General features: G+C 64.9%; 16 protein-coding genes. 12 read left to right on the top strand and 4 right to left on the bottom strand.

Translation table 11 applies throughout. The features are described from left to right. The first annotated feature begins 165 nt into the window (after positions 1 to 165). Entirely contained in the window at positions 166 to 4,485 is a 4,320-nt protein-coding gene (locus tag BDO18943_RS36525; RefSeq protein ID WP_456151303.1) for a YadA-like family protein, read from the top strand. Between the two features lie 296 nt (positions 4,486 to 4,781). On the opposite strand, the gene BDO18943_RS36520 is transcribed toward BDO18943_RS36525, so the two are convergent. Next, positions 4,782 to 5,243 (bottom strand): hypothetical protein, encoded by a 462-nt coding sequence (locus BDO18943_RS36520; protein ID WP_175026004.1) that lies wholly within the window; start codon positions 5,241 to 5,243, stop codon positions 4,782 to 4,784. Positions 5,244 to 5,430: 187 nt separating this feature from the next. Between BDO18943_RS36520 and BDO18943_RS36515 the strand changes: the two genes are divergently transcribed. The 4 genes from BDO18943_RS36515 to BDO18943_RS36500 all read left to right on the top strand — a co-directional run bounded on the left by BDO18943_RS36515 (position 5,431) and on the right by BDO18943_RS36500 (position 8,373). Next, positions 5,431 to 6,231 (top strand): hypothetical protein, encoded by an 801-nt coding sequence (locus BDO18943_RS36515; RefSeq protein WP_175026003.1) that lies wholly within the window; start codon positions 5,431 to 5,433, stop codon positions 6,229 to 6,231. An 85-nt stretch (positions 6,232 to 6,316) separates the two neighbouring features. Continuing rightward, positions 6,317 to 6,811: a hypothetical protein gene (locus tag BDO18943_RS36510; RefSeq protein WP_175026002.1), complete on the top strand. Its 495-nt coding sequence runs from the start codon at positions 6,317 to 6,319 to the stop codon at positions 6,809 to 6,811. 209 nt (positions 6,812 to 7,020) lie between these two features. Then, entirely contained in the window at positions 7,021 to 7,428 is a 408-nt protein-coding gene (locus BDO18943_RS36505; RefSeq protein WP_175026001.1) for a VOC family protein, read from the top strand. A gap of 195 nt (positions 7,429 to 7,623) precedes the next feature. Beyond that, positions 7,624 to 8,373: an SDR family oxidoreductase gene (locus tag BDO18943_RS36500; protein WP_175026000.1), complete on the top strand. Its 750-nt coding sequence runs from the start codon at positions 7,624 to 7,626 to the stop codon at positions 8,371 to 8,373. Between the two features lie 18 nt (positions 8,374 to 8,391). Here the strand turns inward: BDO18943_RS36500 and BDO18943_RS36495 are convergent, their stop codons facing one another. Then, positions 8,392 to 8,922, bottom strand: a complete 531-nt coding sequence (locus BDO18943_RS36495) for a P-loop NTPase family protein (RefSeq protein WP_175025999.1) — start codon at positions 8,920 to 8,922, stop codon at positions 8,392 to 8,394. 461 nt (positions 8,923 to 9,383) lie between these two features. Here BDO18943_RS36495 and BDO18943_RS36490 point away from each other — a divergent pair, with 461 nt between their 5' ends. The 5 genes from BDO18943_RS36490 to BDO18943_RS36470 all read left to right on the top strand — a co-directional run bounded on the left by BDO18943_RS36490 (position 9,384) and on the right by BDO18943_RS36470 (position 18,242). After that, positions 9,384 to 10,598, top strand: coding sequence for an MFS transporter (locus BDO18943_RS36490; protein WP_235996284.1), 1,215 nt, complete (start codon positions 9,384 to 9,386; stop codon positions 10,596 to 10,598). Positions 10,599 to 11,286: 688 nt separating this feature from the next. Continuing rightward, complete coding sequence (locus BDO18943_RS36485; protein ID WP_175025998.1) at positions 11,287 to 12,984, top strand: M4 family metallopeptidase; 1,698 nt, start codon at positions 11,287 to 11,289, stop codon at positions 12,982 to 12,984. A gap of 109 nt (positions 12,985 to 13,093) precedes the next feature. Beyond that, complete coding sequence (locus tag BDO18943_RS36480; protein WP_175025997.1) at positions 13,094 to 13,345, top strand: hypothetical protein; 252 nt, start codon at positions 13,094 to 13,096, stop codon at positions 13,343 to 13,345. A 212-nt stretch (positions 13,346 to 13,557) separates the two neighbouring features. Beyond that, positions 13,558 to 15,858, top strand: a complete 2,301-nt coding sequence (locus BDO18943_RS36475) for a putative bifunctional diguanylate cyclase/phosphodiesterase (protein WP_235996283.1) — start codon at positions 13,558 to 13,560, stop codon at positions 15,856 to 15,858. A 53-nt stretch (positions 15,859 to 15,911) separates the two neighbouring features. Then, positions 15,912 to 18,242 carry a putative bifunctional diguanylate cyclase/phosphodiesterase gene (locus BDO18943_RS36470; protein ID WP_235996282.1) on the top strand — a complete coding sequence of 777 codons (2,331 nt, stop codon included), beginning with the start codon at positions 15,912 to 15,914 and terminating at the stop codon, positions 18,240 to 18,242. A gap of 194 nt (positions 18,243 to 18,436) precedes the next feature. Here BDO18943_RS36470 and BDO18943_RS36465 read toward each other — a convergent pair whose 3' ends face one another. After that, on the bottom strand, positions 18,437 to 18,976 hold the full coding sequence (locus BDO18943_RS36465) for a DUF4303 domain-containing protein (RefSeq protein ID WP_175025996.1): 540 nt from the start codon (positions 18,974 to 18,976) through the stop codon (positions 18,437 to 18,439). 108 nt (positions 18,977 to 19,084) lie between these two features. Continuing rightward, positions 19,085 to 21,196, bottom strand: a complete 2,112-nt coding sequence (locus tag BDO18943_RS36460) for a radical SAM protein (protein ID WP_175025995.1) — start codon at positions 21,194 to 21,196, stop codon at positions 19,085 to 19,087. Between BDO18943_RS36460 and BDO18943_RS43010 the strand changes: the two genes are divergently transcribed. Continuing rightward, positions 21,089 to 21,448, top strand: coding sequence for a hypothetical protein (locus BDO18943_RS43010; RefSeq protein WP_175025994.1), 360 nt, complete (start codon positions 21,089 to 21,091; stop codon positions 21,446 to 21,448). The genes BDO18943_RS36460 and BDO18943_RS43010 overlap by 108 nt on opposite strands. 135 nt (positions 21,449 to 21,583) lie before the next feature. Further along, the gene (locus tag BDO18943_RS36450) at positions 21,584 to 21,772 is read left to right on the top strand and encodes a hypothetical protein (protein WP_043183775.1); all 189 of its coding nucleotides are present in this window, start codon (positions 21,584 to 21,586) and stop codon (positions 21,770 to 21,772) included. Positions 21,773 to 21,967 lie beyond the last annotated feature (195 nt).

Raw genomic sequence — 21,967 nt, 5'->3', positions numbered from 1 at the left:
TTCGACACGCTCAGGCCGGCGCGGGAATCGGGTTCCGCACTGAAGTCGTAATCGCAATCGCAGCTTAAGCCTTCAACAAAATTAAGTAGTCCGTATTCAAACCAAACGCTAAAAACGGAGCAGAAGACCATGAAGAGGAAGCAGATTTCGGCGCTGGCCGCCGCCATGTTCACGGGGGCAGGTGTCCTGATCGCGGGCGCCGCACAGGCGGACAATTTCGTCGACCGCGGCAACCCGGACAATGCGCTGAGCGGTCAGTGCATCGACGGGACCAACCCGCAGTGCGTGTCGACCAGGAGCGGGACCTACGTGGCGGTGAGCACCAATAACGTCACGATGGGGACGAATGCCAAGGCGAGTGCCAGCGGTATCGCGATCGGCGACCAGTCGAATGCGGCCAGCAAGGGGGGTACCAGCAACGGCGGCGCGATTGCGGTCGGCGTCGGTGCGCAGGCGCTGGCGAACTCGGCCACGGCGATCGGCACGGTCGCCGTCGCGCAAGGGAATACGGCGCTTGCCATCGGTCGCCAGTCGGCCGCGGTCGGCGATTTCTCGATGGCGCTCGGCAACGTCGCCGATGCGCACGGCACGAGCTCGATCGCGCTCGGCCACTCGGCGCTGGCGAGCGGCGATCGTTCGGTGGCGATCGGCGGCGCCAACCCGACGACGAGCGACGGCGTGTCGGCCGGCGCGACGTATGACGCGGCCACCCAAACGCGCGCCGGCGGCACGCAATCCGTGGCAATCGGTGCGGGCGCGCAGACGAACGACAACAATCAGGTGGCGATCGGCTCGGGCAGCACCGGCGCGAACAACGGTGGCACGCCGGTGTTCGGCGGCACGGCCGCGCCGGTCGGCGGCGCGGTATCGTTCGGCGCGGTCGGCAAGGAGCGCCAGCTCAAGAACGTCGCGGCGGGCGCGGCCGATACGGATGCCGTCAACGTCCAGCAGCTGAAGAACGTGAACGGCACGCTCAGCACGAGCATTGCCACCGTCGACGCGCGCGTGACGTCGGTCGGCAATTCGCTGTCGACCACGATCTCGAACGTCGACCAGCGCGTGACCAACGTGGGCAACAGCCTCAGCACCAGCATCGTGACGGCGACGAAGAACGTCGTGAAATACACCGACGATTCGCACGCGGCGATCGCGCTCGACGGCAGCAACGGCACCAAGATCGGCGGCGTCGCGACTGGCGTCGCCGACACCGATGCGGTCAACGTGGGTCAGTTGAAGGGCACCGTCGCCCCGTTGCAGACGTCGATCTCGACGGCAGCGTCGAACATCACGAACCTGCAGACCAGCGTCACCGGCATCAACACATCGCTGAGCACGGCAACCACCAACATCAGCAACCTTCAGGCGGCCGACGCCCGTAACGTGAAGTACGACGGCCAGAGCGGATTCGACTCGGTGACGTTCGCCGGCACGAACGGCACGACGCTGCACAACGTCGCAGCGGGTGTCGCGAACACCGACGCCGTGAACGTCGGGCAGTTGAACGGTGGCCTGTCGTCGCTCAGCACGAGCGTGACGAACAACATCAATACGACACTCGGCAACCTGAGCACGTCGATCACCAACCAGATCGGCAACGCGACGAAGAATGCCGTGCAGTACGACGATGACGCACACAGTGGCGTGACGCTCGGCGGCAAGGGGGCACAGTCGCCGGTCGGCGTGCACAACGTGGCGGATGGCATTGCCGCGAGCGACGCGGTGAACGTCGGCCAGCTCGGCAAGGCAACCGACACGCTGAATCAGTCGATTACGAATGTCGGCAACAGCGTGACGACGCTCGGCAACCAGGTGACGACGAATACGGGCAACATCGCCGCGCTTCAGCAGGATGCGCTGCTGTGGAACGCGAACCTCGGCACCTATGATGCGAGCCACGGCGGCAACGGCCCGCAACGCATCGGCAACGTCGCGGCCGGCGTCGCCAATACCGATGCGGTCAACGTCGGTCAACTGACGGGAACCATTGCGCCGCTGCAATCGTCGATCTCGACGGCAGCGTCGAACATCACGAACCTGCAGAGCAACGTCACCGGCATCAACGCATCGCTGAGCACGGCGACCACCAACATCACCAACCTGCAGGCGGCCGACGCCCGTAACGTGAAGTACGACGGCCAAAGCGGATTCGACTCGGTGACGTTCGCCGGCACGAACGGCACGACGCTGCACAACGTCGCAGCGGGTGTCGCGAACACCGACGCGGTGAACGTCGGGCAGTTGAACGGTGGCCTGTCGTCGCTCAGCACGAGCGTGACGAGCAACATCAATACGACACTCGGCAACCTGAGCACGTCGATCACCAACCAGATCGGCAACGCGACGAAGAATGCCGTGCAGTACGACGATGACGCACACAGTGGCGTGACGCTCGGCGGCAAGGGGGCACAGTCGCCAGTCGGCGTGCACAACGTGGCGGACGGCGTTGCCGCGAGCGACGCGGTGAATGTCGGCCAGCTCGGCAAGGCAACCGACACGCTGAATCAGTCGATCACGACCGTCAGCAACAACGTGACGACGCTCGGCAACCAGGTGACGACGAATACGGGCAACATCGCCGCGCTCCAGCAGGACGCGCTTCAGTGGAACGCGAACCTCGGCACCTATGATGCGAGCCACGGTGGCAACGGTCCGCAACGCATCGGCAATGTCGCGGCCGGCAAGAACGGCACGGACGCAGTCAACGTCGACCAGTTGAATGCGGCGATCCAGGACGGCACGAGCCAGCTCGATGCGCTCGCCGTGAAGTACGACGACGCGAGCAAGAAGCAGGTTTCGCTCGGCGCCGGCAACGGCGGGAGCCCGGTGCGCCTGACCAACGTCGCGGAAGGCAACGTCGCGGCCGGCAGCACGGACGCGGTGAACGGCGCGCAACTGCGCCGCGCGACCGACGGTACGGCGGCTGCACTGGGCGGCGGTGCGACCGCGAATCCGGACGGCACGATCAGCGCGCCGGCCTATAAAGTCGGTGGCGGCTCGTTCAACAATGTCGGCGACGCGCTGACCAACCTCGACACCCGAGTCGGCAGCAACACGACGACGCTCGAGAATCACGAGACGCGTATCGACACTGCCGAAACGAACATCGCCGGCAACACGGCCGCGATCGCCGGGCTGCAGCAGGACGCGCTGCAGTTCGACCCGAAGGCAGGCGCATACAACGCGGCGCGCGGTGGCGCCCCGACGAAGCTGACCAACGTGGCCGACGGCAACATCGCCGCGGGCAGCACGGATGCGGTGAACGGCGGCCAGTTGTCGGGCGTGAAATCGTCGCTCGAACAGCAGATCACGCAGGTGTCCAATCAGGCGGGCGAGGCCGTGAAGAACGTCGTCAAGTACGATGTCGACGCGAACGGCAACCGGTTGAATTCGGTATCGCTCATCGGCGGCGACACGAATGCGGCGGTCGTGCTGAAGAACGTCGCCGCGGGCACCGACGATACGGACGCGGTGAACGTGAAGCAGCTGAAGAGCGTGCAGTCGAATCTCAACCAGCTCGGTGCGCTCGCGGTGCAGTACGACGACAGCTCGAAGAGCTCGATCACCCTGGGCGGCGCCGGTGGCACGCGCATCACCAACGTGCAGGCCGGCACGCTCAGCGCAACCAGCACGGACGCGGTGAACGGCTCGCAGCTCTACGCGACCAACCAGCAGGTCGCGAAGAACACGACCGATATCACGAACCTGCAGGGGAACGTCACCAACATCGCGAACGGCAAGGCCGGCCTCGTGCAGCAACAGGATCCGAATGGCGCGATCACGGTCGGGAAGGACTCCGGCGGCACCAGCGTGAACTTCTCCGGCACGGCGGGCGACCGCGTGCTGACCGGGGTCGCGGCGGGCGTGAAGGACAACGACGCGGTCAACATGGGCCAGTTCAACACCGCGCTGAAGAACGCGGCGGCCAACGACCAGATCCGCGCGGCGGCGACCGATGCGAACACCACGTGGATCACGCGTGCCGATGCGGGTTCGATCGGGTCGACGGCAACCGCAACCGGCAAGAACGCGGTGGCGGTCGGCCAGGGCTCCGTCGCCGATCGCGACAATTCGTTCTCGGTCGGTGCGAAGGGCAGCGAGCGTCAGGTCACGAACGTCGCGGCCGGCACGGCGCCGACCGACGCGGTGAACGTGCAGCAGCTGAACGACAACCTCTCGACCGCCACGACGCAGGCGAAGGGCTACACCGACCAGCGCATCGGCCAGGTGTACAACTCGTTCAACGACCTGAAGAAGGACATGTACGGTGGCGTGGCATCGGCAATGGCCGTCGCCGGCCTGCCGCAACCGACGGGCGCGGGCCGCTCGATGGTCTCGGCGGCGACGTCGAACTATCACGGCCAGCAGGGTTTCGCCGCCGGATACTCGTACGTGACGGAAAGCAACCGCTGGGTCGTCAAGGCGTCGGTGACGGGCAACACGCGTTCGGACTTCGGCGCGGTGGTGGGTGCCGGTTACCAGTTCTGACGTCGTTCGCGCAGTATCGATCGACCCATGGTGCCGGGCAGCGGTTGTGATGCCCGGCACCGGCGGGGAAATCCGGGGCCCGGGGTCTGTCTGTCGACCCCGGGCCATCGGCGCTTGAGGCGTCTCGACGATCGACATGGCTGCGCCGGGCGTGTCCGGCACGCGATATCGCTTGCCTCACGCCCGCGTCTCACGCGGCAAACACTGGAAAAATGGCATCGGCAGGATGCCGACATCGATCCGGGCAACCGGCTGCGCCCAATCGGTGAGCATGATTTGCGACCCGGCAGATTGTGTCAGTCGTATGAAAGCAAGCGTTTGCCGGTGCCAAGTGCCAGCGCATTTCGCGCGTTATCGTCAAATGCGGTCGACATTTCTCTGCGAGAAACAACGTCCGCGAATGCCGTCGATGGATGATTTATTTGCCGATAGTGGTGATAATCGTCGACTGGTGCAACGCAACCCGCGTTGAGCGTGTCCGAGCACGTCTTCCAATCCCGTATTGGCGCCGACAACGACAAACGAAAACGATGAAACCCGTCAACAAGATGCTTCCCGAGCAGCGCTTCGCGTTGCCGCGTCAAATTCGGCTGCCTGCCTATGCAGCGCCCGCCTTCATGGCCTCCGCTTTTCCCGCCGGTTACGACGCCCGGCGGCGCTGAACGCCCAGACAATCCGCTCCATTTGTTCAACACGGCCCGGCGCTTGAATCGGTCGGCCGGGCAATCGGTATCGAACAGCGATATCAGTTGATGCATCCCGCGAGATCGCATCGGGTCACGTCACGACGCATCAGGGGACTGCATACAGGGGTAAAGGCACATGATCGGGAAGTTTGCGTGGCTGTCCGTCGTTTCGCTTGTGGTCGCGGCATGCGGGGATAAATCCGGGCATGCGGATACGGCATCGAATGCGCAGTCGGCCGCTGCGTCGGCGACGCAGGCCGTGGCCGCGCAAGGCGAGGGCAGCGAGAAGCGCCCGGCACCCGTGCCGCCGAGGCCCGGCCAGGTGCTCGAGGGCATTTACCAGAAGGACGCGCACGGTGAGGACACGATGGAGATCGCCAACGGAAGCCAGGCGTCGTACTGGTATGGCTACGCGTTCGACCTGAACGGCAACCACTACTTCACCGGCTTCGCTTACGACACGCCGAACAAGTACGCCGAACAGGAGAAAACTGCCGCCCCGGCGCCCGATGCCCGGGTGACGATCACCGAGGCCACCTTCGAATGGACCACGGACGCGGGCGTGGCCGGCTGGAACATGGTCGAGTCGGAGCGCTCCATCGGCGAGTTTGGCGGCTATGAGCAGGCCGACACGATCGACGACAAGGAACCCGCCGTGAGCACGACAACGCCGGACGGGCAGATCGTGCTGGCGGTCCCGACCTGGCATCTGGCTTCCGGGACCCGGATCAAGTCGTTCAGCATGTTCGTCTATCAGCGTACCAGTGCGTCAAGTAATCCTGACGATACCGACTGGACCTATGCCGGCAACGTGTTCCGCGGCGACGATAACGGCGCAGCGTGCGATGCCGACGGCACCGGCAATCACATCCCGTGTGTGGCCGGCTCGTCGACCCTGACCTTCGTGTCGACCGACGGTCGCGATTGGCCGCGTCTTCGTGTGGCGATGAAGGGGACGGGCGTCGACAACGCCGGTCGGAAGAAGACTTATGGCGCCGCGGACGTCGTCGAATACAGGTTCAATCCAAAGACGAGGGTGTACGAAGCGGCGAAGACGTAGGGCGGCGCGCGGCAGGTCGCGTCCAACGAGGGTTCCACTTGTGCACGGGGAGGATCGAATGGCGATGTCAATCTCGAGAAACAGCATGTCGATGGTGTGGGCGTGTGCGGCGATCCCGTTCTTCGCCGGTTGCGCGAATGTCTGCTCCGTCCTGGATTCCAGCCCGGTGTGCGCGACCCTGTATCCCGGTCCGGTTCAGAAGGCGGCTAAAGCCATGATCGGACAGCCGATATCGGTGGCGTTCAAGGCGTTCGGCCGTCCGTTCATCAATCAGCCGCCGCTAGGGCAGTCGCCGGAGTCGGCAAGCTATACCGGGAACTACTTTTGGGACACTTCGCGGGTTCACGTGAGCCCGAACCTGACGTTCGTCCAGACCGGCAGCCGGTACGTCGGCAGTCATGTTGCCGGGGTGAATCCCGCAGGAAATGGCGTGGCGGAGATCCCGCTGTACCAGGACGACTATGAAGCCACGGGGTATTACGGCCACGAAACCGTCCTCGATTATGTGTGCATGATCACCATCAAGACCAACCATGCCGACATCATCACGAAGGTGGAGGTGGGCGGGTGCCGGAAATGATGTCGTTGCGGCCAATCGTGGCCGAATGCGAGTAGCGCGATCGGCGGCGATCGCATCCGCGCCCCGGCCCGCGGTGCCACGCGGGTTCGCGCGCGGTCGAAACGGGCGTCCAATGCGAGTTGTCGAATGTGAGCGTCGGCTCGTATTCTGAATTCGTCGGGCGGAACGGCATCGGGCCTCCGCCGATCGACGCATGACAGAGACTCGCAATGACTGCCATTACGCAAACCATGAAGCTCAATCACCTGAGCTTCCCCTCGGCCGACACACTGGCGACGGCTCGCTTCTTCGAGCGGCACCTCGGCTTCACGATCGCGGGAAGCTGGGAAAAATCCTGGATCCTCAAGCGCGCGGGCTTCGACGTGGTGATCGACCACGTCAGCGACGACGTGCCGGCATGGCCGACGAATTTCCACGTCGGGTTCGAGCTGCCGAGCCTCGATGCCGTTCGCGCATTGTTCGAGCGCTTCAGGGAAGAGGGCGTCGAGATGGTGACGGACGTTTTCAACAACGGGCGCGGTTCGCGTTTCTTCTGCCGCGCACCGGGCGGCGTGATGTTCGAACTGAACACGCGTGCGGATGCCGCGCCGGAATATCGCGGCACGTTCGACGACTGATGCGGGTACGCGATGGCCTGGCGATTTCCGTCCAGTGCAGATCGCTGCAGTGCGCGACAGGGCCGATCCGCGCCACCCGCAATCCACCGTGCGATTTGCTGTCGACCAGGACTTGAAAAGCAAGAAACGGAGTGTCTGCCTGCGTGCGGTCACCTACATTGCCGTGACGAACCTCACTCACGGGATGTGAAAAAAATGACCTTACTCGAAGGGAAAGTCGCCATCGTCACCGGCGCTTCCGCCGGCATTGGCCGCGCGATCGCGTTGATGTTCGCAGAGCACGGTGCGTCAGTCGTATTGGGCGCGCGAAACGAAGCCACGCTGAATCAGGTTGCCGACGAGATCCGTCGTCAGGGCGGGAAGGCGTGCGCATGCGCCGGTGATGTCGGTCACGCCGATACGCATCGAAGGCTCGTCGCGACGGCCCTGCGCGAGTTCGGTGGCCTCGACATCGCGATCAACAACGCGGGGACGGTCGGGCCGCTCAAGCCGCTCGCCGAGCTCTCGCTCGACGACTGGCAGCAGACGCTGTCCGTCAATCTGACGGCGGCCTTCCTGGGCGCAAGCGACCAGATTCCCGTGATGCTCGAACGCGGAGGCGGTTCGATCGTCTTCACGTCCAGCTTCGTCGGAACCAGCGTCGGGCTTCCCGGGATGGCCGCGTATGGCGCGTCCAAGGCCGGCTTGATGGGATTGGTGAAGGGCATCACCGCGGACTATGCGGCACGGGGCATTCGGGCAAACGCACTGTTGCCGGGCGGGGTGGATACCGCGATGGGGGGAGACCGTGAGCAGAAGGAATGGGCGGCCGGGCTTCACGCGATGAAGCGCATCGCCCGCCCCGACGAGATTGCGTCCGCGGCGCTGTTTCTGGCGAGCCCGATGGCCAGTTTCGTGACCGGCTCGGCCCTGTTCGCCGACGGCGGCAATGCGGCCGTGAAGTGATGCGCCGTTAGGGCAAGATCAACTGCCCGCGCGGGCCAGCATGGCGATGACCGCGCGGGTGCGCGAAGGCTCGGTGATTTCCGTCCAGTGCAGGTGCGCGTATTTCGGGTCGTCGCGCAGGGCGGCGAACTTGACACGATTCTTCGCGAACGTGGTGTATGACCACAGCAGCACCGACTCTCGTGAGAATGCCATCCGCAGCGACTCACGGTTGCCGTGCGAAAGCTCGGTGCGCATGAGCCCGCGGCTCAACGTGCGCCACAGCACCCGGGAGAATACCGTCCGTCGCCCGAAGTTGAGCCAGATCACGTGCGTGGCTCTCGACCAGAGCACGTCGCGCACGGCGCTGTAGTTCCCGTCGGCGACCCATCGGTCGCCGGCGGTCGCCGCCCGCACGGCGTTCTCGAACTGTTCCGGCGGCACGGCTGTCCAGCCCGGGCCCCAGTAGAGTCGATCCAGCTCGACGTACGGGCAGCCTGCCGCCGCCGCCAGTGCGCTCGAAAAGGTGGATTTCCCCGCTCCGCTGGTTCCAACGACGATGAAGCGCATGGGTTTGGCCGCGGTTGATTTTGGAAGCCGGGTATTGTGCCTCATGCGCGGAAGCAATGCTGTGTCTTCGATCGGGTTCGGGCAAGTGGCACTCGGGTCGTCATGCGCGTCCCGGGGGCCTCGATGCATTGGCGCATGCCGTTCCGGACAGGTTCTAAGTTCCCCGAAACCGGTTGCACGAGACGTCGTTCCGACACCGCTCCCGGATGGTCGTCGTTGCGACGGCCACGACACGCGTGGGGGCTCGTGCAGGCACGTCCCGCGTTTTGTACAATCTCGCGCGAGGGTCGGGCAGCACACGGCCGCAACGAACGTCAACAAGATCGAATGAGAGAAACGATGGCGACCGAACTCGGGGTGCGGGAGAGCATGCAAGCGGGCGGCGCGTGCGACAGGATCCCGCGATGTGTGCGGGAATGGGTAAAGACGGCGTGCGCGTCTCGATCGGATCGTGACCGCGCATGAGCGACAAACCCGTTCTTGCCGCCGGCGCGCCGTGCGAACCTGCCGCGTCGACTGTTCCCCTGATGGCGCTGGCGTGCCTGATCGTATTCATGGCGCAAATGGCGACGACGGTGTACTTGCCGTCGCTGCCTGTCGTCATGCGCGAATTGAAGATGACGCAAGGCGGCGCCGAATTCTCCATCTCCGCCTATGTGATCGGCGCGGCGCTGCCGGTGCCATTCTGGGGCGCCGCTGCGGAACGCTGGGGCAGGCGTGGCCCGCTGTTGATTTCGCTGCTGTTGTTCGTCGCCAGCAGCCTGTTGCTCGCCAGCTGCACGGTCGCACCGGCACTGCTCGTGTTGCGCGCCATCCAGGGCATCGGGGGCGGCGGCGCGGCGATCATCGCCAGAATCATCGTCCGCGACAACTGGCGCGGTGACGAACTGGCGCGACGGCTCTCCGTATTGTCGATCGCCTTCATCACGGCGCTGGGCGGCGGCCAGTTCGTCGGCGGGCTGATCGGCCGATACAGTCATTGGCAAACGGGTTTCGTGCTGATCGCCATCATCGCCGCGCTGGCGATCGGTCTCTCGTCCATGTTGCCGTTGAAGGCGGGGAGCCGCACCGCCGTCACGTCGGGCATGGCCGGCACGTACTGGGTCCTGCTGCGGCGCCCGGGCTTCCTGTGGCCCGCCTGCGCAGGCGGGTTGGGGTTCGCGACGACCGTGACCTTGCAGGAAGTGAGTCCGTTCGTGTTCCAGGAGCATTTCAAGCTGGCCGTAACGAGCTTCGGCAGTATCGGCCTGTTGCTCGGCGTCGCCTATTTCAGCGGCGCGATGCTGGTCAATCGCCTCGTGAGACGGCTCGGCGGCGTGCGGCTGATGCATGCCGGCGCCGCGCTGGTTGCGCTGGCAACCACGTTGATGCTGGCGTCCTGGCACGGCGGCCTGCTGACCCACTTTACCGGCCTGTGGATCTTCATCGCGCTGTATTGCCTGGCGATTTTCGGCCAGGCCGTGCTGTTTCCGAACAGCATGGCCACCGCCGTCAGCGATGCGCACGACCATGGCGCGCACGCGATGGCCTTGTGCGGCTTCCTGCAGCAAGGACTGGCGGGCGTCGCCGCGACAGCCGCGGTGCTGCAGCACCATGGCGGCACGTGGACGCTCGCCGTGTTCGTGCTGGGGGCGCTGACGTGGCTGGTGGTGCGGTTGAAGGTGAGGGGCGGGTAGGCGGCCAACCGTCGACGGAGGGTTCGTCGACCCCATGCGTCTCCGTCGGAACTAGCTGCATGCCAGGGTACATCCGCTTCACGTATGACTCGCGCGACAGTTGGTCAGAAGCGTGCGCAGCCGGTGTCGCAGCGCGGGCCTTCCGATGCAGGAGAAGGGGTGACGCGTACATGCGATGGGTTGCGCCGCGCCGCTCAAGCGGGAGATTCGTAGAAAGCATCGTCTCGTGCGTCATTCGTATGGCTTTCGCTACGAATTAAAAGGCATCGTCATCAAAAGCGAGAATCGTATCGCCGTGAAAAATCGCACCGACGCGCCCGGAATGGCAACAATCAAAATCAATATTTAATAAAGCAATTAGCATCTGCCGCTTTACTCCGGTTTTACATCGTCCGTCCTGCTCGACTCGCGTCACACGCTGCCTCCCCTAGGTAACACGGGGCTCGCCCCGCAAATCCAGCCAATGCAACGTCGCCGATTCCGCCACCTCGGCCGACGAGATCATTTCAAATTCATCACCAAAACATGACTCGATTAACTTCGGTGAAGGTAAAAATTAATCCAACAGAAAATATCTTGTAATTATAAAAATGACCTTCTAGGATCCCTCTGCTGTTCGTGACATGTCTTGAAAGTCTGACCTTGATGCATTCCTCGAACATCACCCACTTATAACCCGGGGGATTACATGAAGAAACTGTCTCGTCTGCTGTCCATCACCGCGATTACCGTCGCGAGTCTCAGTGCTTTTGCCCAAGCCGGCGACCAGTCGGCCACGGTCGACAAGGCACTGCAACTGATCCAGCAGAACCCGTCCGCCTTCAGTCTCGCAGTCGGTGGCGCAGCCCGCACGTTGAAGTTCGCGGGGCCACAGGCCGGCGCGCCGACGGACGGCGATCAGTTCCAGGTACGCGACGTGATCGTCGATCCCGACGGCACCGAGCATGTGCGTTTCGACCGCTTTTACGCGGGGCTGCCGGTAATCGGCGGCGACGTTGTCGTCCATTCGAGCAAGGGGCAGTTGAAGCAGGCGAGCGTGACCCAGCTCGCGCCGATCAATCTCTCCGGCACGATCGGCAAGGTCGGAAGCCGCTCCGTGGTACGCAACGCACCCGACATTGGCGCGGCCAAGGTCAAGCGCATCGCGGCCGCTCGGTTCAACTCGGACGTGCGCCGCGTCGATGACGCGGAGCTCGTCGTGTTCGCACGCGACGTCAACCCGATGTTGGCCTACGCCGTGCGTGTATACGGCAAGGCAACCGATGCGCACGGCGATGCGGTGCTGTACTACGTCGACGCGCGCACCGGCGCCGTGCTCGACGCACAGGACCTGATCAAGACCGCCGCCGCGACCGGCACCGGCCGCTCGCTGTACTACGGCGACCTGACGCTTACCACGGACCAGACGGGCATGAACGCGTACCGGATGCTCGATCCGAGTCGCGGCGCCGGTTCGGTCTACGACGGCCGCGGCCTGACCTCGGACGATGTCGAGCAGGCGACCGACCTGCCGATCTTCACGAGCAGCACGAACGTGTGGGGCAACAACACGACCACCGACCGGCAGACGGTCGCCGCCGACATCGATTATGGGCTCGCGCTCACTTGGGACTACTACAAGACGGCGCACAACCGCAACGGCATCTTCAACGACGGCCGCGGCGTGAAGAGCTATGCACACGTTGTATTCAATACCGGCAGCGGCACGACCGGCGCGAACGCGGCATGGCTCTCCTCGCACGTGATGGTGTACGGTGACGGCCAACCCGGCACCAGTCTGCCGAAACCTGTCGTGTCGGTCGACGTCGCCGGGCACGAGATGAGCCACGGCGTGACCGAGGCCACGGCCAACCTGAACTATTCGGGCGACGCCGGTGGCCTGAACGAGTCGACGTCGGACATCTTCGGCACGCTCGTGAAGTACTACGCCAACAATCCGAACGATCCCGGCAACTACGTGATCGGTGCGCGCGTGGTGAGCGGCGGCCTGCGCAAGATGTACAAGCAGGATCTCGATGGCCGGTCGTTCAGCTGTTACCCGTCCGGCGGATTCTCGTGGTCGAATCCGCGCCACGATCCGCATTTCACGTCGGGCGTCGGCAACCGCCTGTTCTACCTGCTGGCGGAAGGCCCGACGGTGCCGTCGACCGATACCGGTCTGACGAAGGCGCAGCTGGTCTGCAACGGCGACACGACCTTCAGCGGCCTGGGCCGCGAAAAGGCCGGCAAGATCTGGTACCGGACGCTGACCGTGTATCTGAATGCCAACTCCAGCTACCCGAACGCACGTCGTGCATCGATCCAGGCGGCGAACGACCTGTACGGCGCGAACTCGGCCGAAAGCGCAACGGTCGCTCGCGCGTGGAGTGCGGTCGGGGTGAATTGATCGCGTCGGTGTGAGGGCGTTGAATGCCCGACGATCGCGTGGTGGTATTTCGTGTCGGAGCAAGGAGTGCCGATCGAGGCCACGCGACGCTCAGGCGAATGACGGGCAGATGTTGATCGACCGCCTGCGATTGCAGGCGGTCGACCTTTGGAACGCTGCTTTCATTACGTCCGCCACTTATCCCGTTCATCGGCGCCGCATGCCGACACGGTTGCGCCGGCAGCCATCTGCGCGCCGATGCGCGCCCATCACCGATCGCGCTTATCCGAAATCGGCCGATGATGCGCCGAAGCACGGGCATGCCAAATTCGCCGCCGTCATCAATCTCATCCCGGGATTCAGACGTCGCATGTTTCATTGATTTGCCGTCACTCGGCGTAGAAGTTCGGAAGAGACGCAGCAGGGCGCTGGCGCCGCGACGAGCAACACATCTTCTTCAAGATCCGCACCGCGCTCCCCGGTCATCCGCGATGCCCCCCAAAAAGCTGACGGTGAACCCAGGCGGAACTCCACCGCATGTGATCCATCACCTACACCACCAGGGTGATCGGCAAGCCCTCAGCCGATCCGTCGATGCCCCATCCCGCCGCGTTCCGGCACTTTTTCCACAAAAAAATATCTTCCAGGAAATCGTTTGCGCGCAGCCGCGCGGCGTTCAGTTTATTCATCAGATGCCGATATCTGGAAGGCGCGCCCGATCGAAGCGGCATCGCCTCGCGGCTTCGACCGGGAACAGCATCAGCCCATGCGACGGATAGGGGAAGGAAGGTTTTGGCGACAGTTTTGGGGTGCATCGTTTATCGGCACAATCACTGGCTGGTATTGCTTGCCGCACTGTTGTGCGGATCCGGCTCGTGGGTCACCGCGCGCCTGTTCCAGCGCACGGTGAACACGTCCGGCACGCAGCGGCTCGGCTGGCAGGTGCTGACGGCCATTTCGGCCGGCGTGGCGATCTGGTGCACGCACTTCATCGCGATGCTCGGTTTCGACGCCGGCGCGCCCGTGCACTTCAATCTGCCGCTTACGCTCGTGTCGCTGTTCATCGCGGTCGGCGGCAGCACGATCGGCTTCGCGCTGACAACCTGTCGCACCGTCAAGGCTGCGCCCGCGCTCGGCGGCGCGATCGTCGGCATGGCGATCGTGCTGATGCACTACACCGGCATGCTCGCGTGGCGAGTGGAGGGCATCGTGTCGTGGGACGTCGGCTACCTGATCGCGTCGGTGCTCCTGGCGATGACCCTCGCGGCGCTCGCGCTGCACCTCGCGATGCGGCCTTCGCCGCACGCAGTCAACCAGATGGCAGGCGTGCTGTCGCTCGCGATCCTCGCGCTGCATTTCACCGGGATGACCGCGCTACGCATCACGCCGCTGACGCTCGACGGCACCTGGACCGACATGAGCGCGCTGCGCCCGCTGGCGCTGGCGGTCGCGGGCATGTCGCTCGTGATCGTCTGCACGGGGCTCGTGAGCTACGTGATCGACAGCAACGTGCGGGCCGAATCGCTCGAACACCTGCGCCGGCTGGCGCTGAGCGACATGCTGACCGGCCTGCCGAATCGGGCCAGCTTCAACGAACGGCTGGATCTCGAAATCGGGCTCGCGCAGGAACACGGCACGAAGCTCGCGCTGATCGGCATCGACCTGAACCGCTTCAAGGAAATCAACGATCTGCGCGGCCACCACGCCGGCGACGAGGTGCTGCGCATCCTCGCGCGGCGCATGACGAACCTGCTGCGCGACGGCGAATTCGTCGCGCGCATCGGCGGCGACGAATTCGCGGCGCTTTGCCGGATGGACGACGGCACGCGCCTGATGGATCTGCTCGAGCGGCTCGAACCGGCGCTCTACAAGCCGGTCAGGCTGGACGACTACGAGGTCGTGCCGGGCGCGAGCTTCGGCGTCGCGATCTTCCCGGACGACGCCGCCACCAAGGCCATCCTCATCAACAACGCGGACCTCGCGATGTACCGCGCCAAGGGCAGCATCGCGCAAACGGTCTGTTTCTACGAGCCGGCGATGGACCTGATCGTCCGCGCGCGCCGCAGCCTCGCGGCCGACCTGCGCCGCGCGGTGGCCGACAACCAGCTGAGCATCCACTATCAGGTGCAGACTTCGCTCACGACCGGCGAGATTCGCGGCTACGAAGCGCTGCTGCGCTGGCAGCACGCGACGCTCGGCACGATTCCGCCCGCCGAGTTCATTCCGCTCGCCGAGGAGAACGGCGTGATCCTGGACATCGGCGAATGGGTGCTACGCGAGGCATGCACGCGAGCGGCCACGTGGGAGCCGCCCTATGCCGTCGCGGTGAACGTATCGGCCGTTCAGTTCATGCACGCGGACCTGACGGCGCTCGTGGCCAACGTGCTCGAAGAAACCGGCCTGCCGGCGTCGCGCCTGCAGCTGGAGCTGACCGAATCGACGATCTTCGCCGGCCGCGAGCGCGCGCTGGACACGCTGCGGCAGATCAAGGCGCTGGGCGTGAGCATCGCGCTCGACGATTTCGGTACCGGCTATTCGTCGCTCGACACGTTGCGCTCGTTCCCGTTCGACCGCATCAAGCTCGACCAGTCGTTCGTCGCGGACGCGGAGGCGAAACCGCAGGATCGCGCGATCATCCGCGCCGTGCTCGCGCTCGGCAAGAGCCTCGGCATTCCGATCCTGGCCGAAGGCATCGAAACGCGCGACCAGCTCGCGTTGCTGGCGAACGAAGGCTGCGACGAAGCGCAGGGCTTCCTGCTCGGCAGGCCCGCGCCACTCAATGAGATCGTCGGCAGTGGGCAGCTCGCGCTGACTGGCGGCAACCGCGCCGGTGCGCCGGTTGCCGCGGCTGAATCGGCCGTCAAGGCCGATATGGAGCCGGACCCGTGCGGGTAACCGGCGCCGCCGGACAGGACAACCCGAACCCGGGTTGCAGCATGCAGGCTCACATGAAAATCCACTACGCGCGGATCGCAAGACTGGCAAGCATCGCGACGCCGGCCCGGAACCCGGACCTGCTCGCGGCGCAATTCCGGGTATTCGCCGGCCAGCTTCCGGTGATGTACCTGATCCTCATCTCGAGCACCTGGAGCCTCGCCGTCACGCACCTGGGCAGCACGCCGTGGTGGCTGTCGGTCGCGATGCCGGCCGCGATGACGCTCGCGTCGCTCGCGCGGCTGCTGCACTGGCGCCGTGCCCGGCTGCTGGAACCGACGCCGGACGCCGTGCTGCGCGCGCTCACGGTGACGAACTGGCTGGTGATCCCGATCGCGGTGACGTTCACCGCCTGGGCGCTGCTGCTGTTCCCGTACGGCGACGCGTGGCAAAAGGCCCAGGTCGCGTTCTACATGGCGATCACGGTGATCGGCTGCATCTTCAGCCTGATGTATCTGCGCACGGCCGCGCTGAGCGTGGCCGTGATCGTCAACGTCGCGTTCATCGCGTTCTTCCTCTCGACGCGCCAGCCGACGCTCGTCGCCACCGCGGTCAACATGGCCTTCGTGTCGGCGGCGCTGATCGCCGTGATCTCGGTCAACTACCAGGGCTTCCTGCGTACCGTCGATGCCCAGGCCGAATCGCGGATGCGCGAGCAGGCGCAGATGCGGCTGATGCGGATGATCGACGACATGCCAGTGGCCGTGATGACGGCCGACCCGGAGACGTTCCGCATCAACTACCTGAACGCGACGTCGCGCAACCTGCTGCGCTCGATCGAGCACCTGCTGCCGATCAGTGCGGACGATGCGCTCGGCGCGCCGATCGACTTCTTCCACCCGCACCCGCAGCACCAGCGCCGCCTGCTTGCCGATCCGGCGAACCTGCCGCATCGCGCCCGCATCGGGCTCGGGCCGGAAGTGCTCGACATCCAGGTCTCGGCCGTGCGCGACGCCCAAGGGCGCTACATCGGCCCGATGCTGTCGTGGTCGATCGTCACGCAGCAGGCCGAAGCGGAGGCGCGCATCCACCAGCTCGCGCATCACGATTCGCTCACCGGCCTGCCGAACCGTGCGACCTTCCTGGCCGAATTCGACGCCAGCCTGCGCCGCTCGGACAAGGTGCTCGGGCTGCTCTTCATCGACCTCGACGGCTTCAAGTTGATCAACGACGCCCGCGGGCATTCGGCGGGCGACGAGGTGCTGCGCCAGGTCGCGGAACGCCTGCGCGGGCAGTGCCCCGAGCCGGGGATGCTGCTCGGGCGCATCGGCGGCGACGAATTCGCGGTGCTGCTGCGCGACACTGACGCGGACGGCGCGATGGGCGCGGCCGCGCGGCTCGTCGACTCGCTCGCCGCCCCCTATGCGCCGTCGCCCGACCGGCAGTTCCGCATCGGCGCGTCGATCGGCTGCGTGCTGGCGCCGCATCACGGCAACGATGCGGGCGTGCTGCTGTCACGCGCGGACATGGCGCTCTATGCGGCCAAGAAAGCCGGGAAGGGCACGTACCGGATGTTCTCGCCGGACATGGAAACGAGCGCGCAGGAGCGGGTCGCGCTCGAATCGAAGCTGCGTTTCGCGCTGGACGAGAACCAGGGGCTGTACGTGTTCTACCAGCCGATCGTCGATGCCCGGACCCGCCGCATCACCGCCCGCGAGGCGCTGCTGCGCTGGCATCACCCGCACGCCGGGTGGATTTCGCCGGGCCGCTTCATTCCGGTGGCCGAGCGCGGCGGCCTGATCGACCGGCTCGGCCGATTCGTGCTCGACCAGGCCTGCCGGGAGGCGGCGCGCTGGCCGGACGGCGCGCGCGTTGCTGTCAACGTGTCGGCGGGGCAGCTCGGCCACGGCACGATCGTGCCGGCCTTTGCGGCGGCGCTGGCCGGCGCGGGCCTCGCGCCCGACCGGCTGGAAATCGAGGTGACGGAAACCGCGCTGCTGCACGACGAGGGGAAGGCGATCGCGGACCTGCGTGCGCTGCGTTCGATGGGCGTGCGCGTCGCCCTCGATGACTTCGGCACGGGCTTCTCGTCGCTCGCGCATCTGCGCGCGTTTCCGTTCGACAAGATCAAGATCGACGGCAGCTTCGTGCGCGATGCGGTCACGCGCCCGGACTGCGCGGCCGTCGTGCGCGCGGTGGCCGATCTCGGCAAGCGCCTCGGCGTGACGACCGTCGCGGAAGGCGTCGAGACGGAGGAGCAACTGGCGTGCATCACGGATGCCGGCTGCCGTGAAGTGCAGGGCTTCCTGATCGGCAGGCCCGTGCCGGGCGAGCACGATGCGCCGGCCATCCGCTGGATCGAGCGGGCCGCGCTGGCCGAGCAGGCCACGACCACGCGGGCGTGAGTGCAGCATGCGCGCCCGCTGAAGCGGGTAGGGCACTTGCCACAGCGTGCCGTGGATCGGCCGGCGCCATCGCCACGTGGTCGACGAGATGTCGTCTGTGAAATCGACGAACTCGCGCAGTCTGCCGATCAGTGAACGACCCTTGGCATCGGCGCATGCCGCGCCTCGAATGCTCGGTGGCGGCTTTTTCGCCGCTACGCGTACCGGTTGATGAAACGATCGAAGACGGCGGGCGGGTTCAGGATCTTGGCGGATTCGTTCTCCAGTGCCTCGGCTCCGTTGTCATCGCTGATCGTGACGAACAGCGTGATCTTCTCGCGCGCCGCACCCGTTCCGAACAATCCTTCCTGGTCGAGCAGCCGGAGCGCCTCGATCATGTCGCGCTGAAGATCCCTGAAAAACTCGCCGAACTTCGCTTCGGGAATCTCCGGACCCAGCACCGTATCGGCCAATCGCTCGCAGAGCGGATTGAACGAATCAGCCTCGGCAGATTCATACGCCCATTCGCCGGTTGCCCAGGTGAACTCCGGCGCCTTCTCGTCGTCGCCGATCTCCATCCGTTCGCGAACCCGCTTCAATCCTTCCTCGGAATTGGCGGCCGGTACGACGGTCATTGCGCCACTGTCGGTGTAGAGGGCGAACGCATAAAAATGTTCGTCCGGATGTGCGGCAAGAAGCGCTCGATAGGTCACGCTCGCCGCGTCGGCAATCTCGCGCGCGAATTCAGGATGCATGTTCTTCTTGACCTCGCCGTATCGTTAAGGTGTTTAGCCAGGGACATCGCATGGACATGCTCAATCTGCAGGACATCGGTCCGGCGACCCGCCATGTTGCGCGGCCGATCAGGCACGGACGTCCGCGATCACGCGTCGAACCGCAAATGCCAGCGGATCGACCTCGTGAACCCAGAGGGAGAGCGTGGCATCGAACAACGCGGCAAGCTGCTCGAGTTGCGCGAAAGCGTATGCAGGGTCCGCGGTGACGATGTCCACGAACGCCATGCCTCGGCGATATCCCGCCTTGACATCAATGCGTATACCGCCCGGGAACCGTTGGCGGAGTGCTTCGCGAACCCGGCCAATATCAATCTCGCCGGGTATTGCGCGCCGGCCCGGTTGAGGCCTGACATCAGGCACGGAAAGATAGGCGCTGACACGCACTTCCGATCCGTCGATGGCGCAGACATGCGCACCCTGCCGATAGGCGAGCACAGCGAGCCGCTTTCGCCGCTCGAGGCCCGATACCAAGACACATTTGCCTGCGATGTTGGTCTGGCCGTCTTCGATCATTTGCGCGAATCGAGCCGCTCGCTCGCCGGATTCATCACGCCATCCGAAATGCAACGCAAGCCGTGGCGTTTTGCCGATCTCCGTACCGAGCCGCTTCAACACGGACAGCATGGCCGCATCATCCATGTCCTCAAACACAAGCTCGGCGGCGAGCCGCCGGCCGGCCGCAAAGGCGGTGAGCCATTGCCGAGTCTCGACAAGCTCACCCGGCACGCTATCCCCCTGCAATTCGAGCGTGACGAGGATGACATCGCCATGCAGCCAGGTCCTGGCGGCCGGATGGGGCGTCAGGCTGGCCAGGGTGCGTGCGTCATCTGCGCTTGACGCACGCACCGCCGCCAGCAGGAATACGTGATGAGCGTGGACGCCGTCAGGCACCACGTATGCGCCTTTCTTCCAGGCCAGGGCGCGCAACTCCGGAAACAGGTCTTCTGCGTCGTATCCCGTCGCGATCACCGAGCGACCGATCGCCGCCAGCTCGCGAGGCGATCCTCCGCCGGACAATTGCGGGCCCGCCACCGCTTCTTCGTTGAACAGGCGCTTCCACTCGGATGAGTACTCGGCATCGGGTGCCCATGACGGCAGCAGTTGCGCGAGGTAGGCGTCCGCATCCGCGATGGTCTCGAACTTTGCGACCATCACGCATTCGCCGCTATTGTTGCCGGAGAATCCCTGCCACACGCTGACCGATGGCGTGGACCGGGTTCGACTGGCGCTTGCGTTGCGACGTGCGCAACCGCGCCGTGCGCTTGGCTGCTCGAGGCGCGCACGCTCATTCCGCCACCCGTGCAGGATTTCCTCCGCACTGGTCGCGGGCAGGCCGCCATCATGGAACGAACAGCCCTGCATGCGTTGGTCAGGTGTGATGGAAACGAAGTCCAGACCGGCGCCGCAGTCGCCGCTTCCATCGGCTCCATCGAACAATCTTGGGACCGGAACCGCGTCGCCAAAGCACACGGACAGTCGGCACGCAAGCGGCGAGTCCTGAACGATCGCCGCGAGCTGCGCCCGTCCCCGTGGCGAAAGGTGCCTGCGCGGATCGGGGCCGATGTAAGACAACAACGAGACATCCTCGCAACCCAGCGCGGCCAGTTCGGCCAGCCGCGCGGGAAGCCCCGGCAGCACGGTGTCGTCGACGATCAGGTTGGCCCCCCATCTTTGTCCGAATTCCGACAGGACCGTGCCCGCGTCGCGCCAGCGCACCTCGTCGTAGAGCGAGACGCGGACCTGGCCGAAACGGCCGGCGTAGGGCGCAAATGTGTTGCGCCGGATCAGCGTTCCGTTGGTCGTGACGTTCAGTGCAAGCGGCGTGGTGTCATGGAGGATGTCGATCAACTCGGCGAATCCGCGGAACGCGAACGGCTCTCCGCCACCAAAGGCGACTTCCAGCGTTCCCGCTGCGCTCAGGCCGCGAAGGACGTCGGCGGCCGACTGGACGGACCAGGCGCTATCGCGTCGCACGTCGCGCGAGCAAAAATCGCAAGACAGATTGCACTTGTTCGTAATCCCGAACATGGCGACTCGAGGGGCGAGGCGCCGCAAGTGGCGGGTCGCCGGATGCTCGATCCGGATGTGTGTTCCCGTCGCGGGGTGAAAGCGCAGCAGTGCGCCATCCAGTGGATATTCCCTGAATGCATTGCGGTCAAAACCAGTGGAATCCGGCATCGGCGAGGCCCTCAATTATTTTTGTCCACGGTCAACGTGAATCCGGTGTCGCTGTGGGAAACTGCTGTATTTTCCTTGAGCGCATTATGCGCGAAAAGGAAATTATCACGGCGCAGTCGGTGGCCGACAAGCGCGGCCGCAGTAGGGGCTGCTTCGACCCAGCGATTGACTCAGCAGGGCGTGGACGGGAAGTCGGTTCTGCGGCTTACCGGCGCGTATCACAACCTGTTGAGGATGTGGGTGGATGCTTGACGGGGATTGCTGGAGGAAAGAGGTGAGGGCGAGGGATTTGCGTTGCGCACCGCGTCATCGCAGCGACATCTTTCTCACGTAAATCTATGGCACTTCGCCAGTTGGCGAGGGCTGTTTTTTCAAGGAATACCGACCATGGCGGCAAAACGTCTTCGCATCAACATGATTTCCCGTCGCCAGTCGACGTTCGACGGCCGGCATCTCGACACCGAGGCGGCACGCCGCTTCGACGCGCACGTTCAGGACGCGACTCCCGCCCATCTGAAGGGTACGCAAGGCGCCGTGGCGGAATGGCTGCCGCGCGCGAAGGTCAGCGAGCGATAAGCCGGTTACGCCGGGCGAACCGCTGCGCGACAGCAGCGCTCTCACCGTCCGGCGGCTTCCCCCATTTCGAGCCATGTGATTCGGCGACCGCCGGACGGCGGGTGCGGAATCACGAACGGGGGTGCCTTTGATTTCTATGCGCTTTTCCGGTTAGACGCCTTTAAGCCTGGCAAGGCTTTGCCTTGTGTCCCCAAA

The sequence above is a fragment of the Burkholderia aenigmatica genome, assembly GCF_902499175.1.
Taxonomy (GTDB): Bacteria; Pseudomonadota; Gammaproteobacteria; order Burkholderiales; family Burkholderiaceae; genus Burkholderia; species Burkholderia aenigmatica.
The sequence above is the reverse complement of the archived record's forward strand: the minus strand, read 5'-3'. Positions and strand labels throughout refer to the sequence as shown.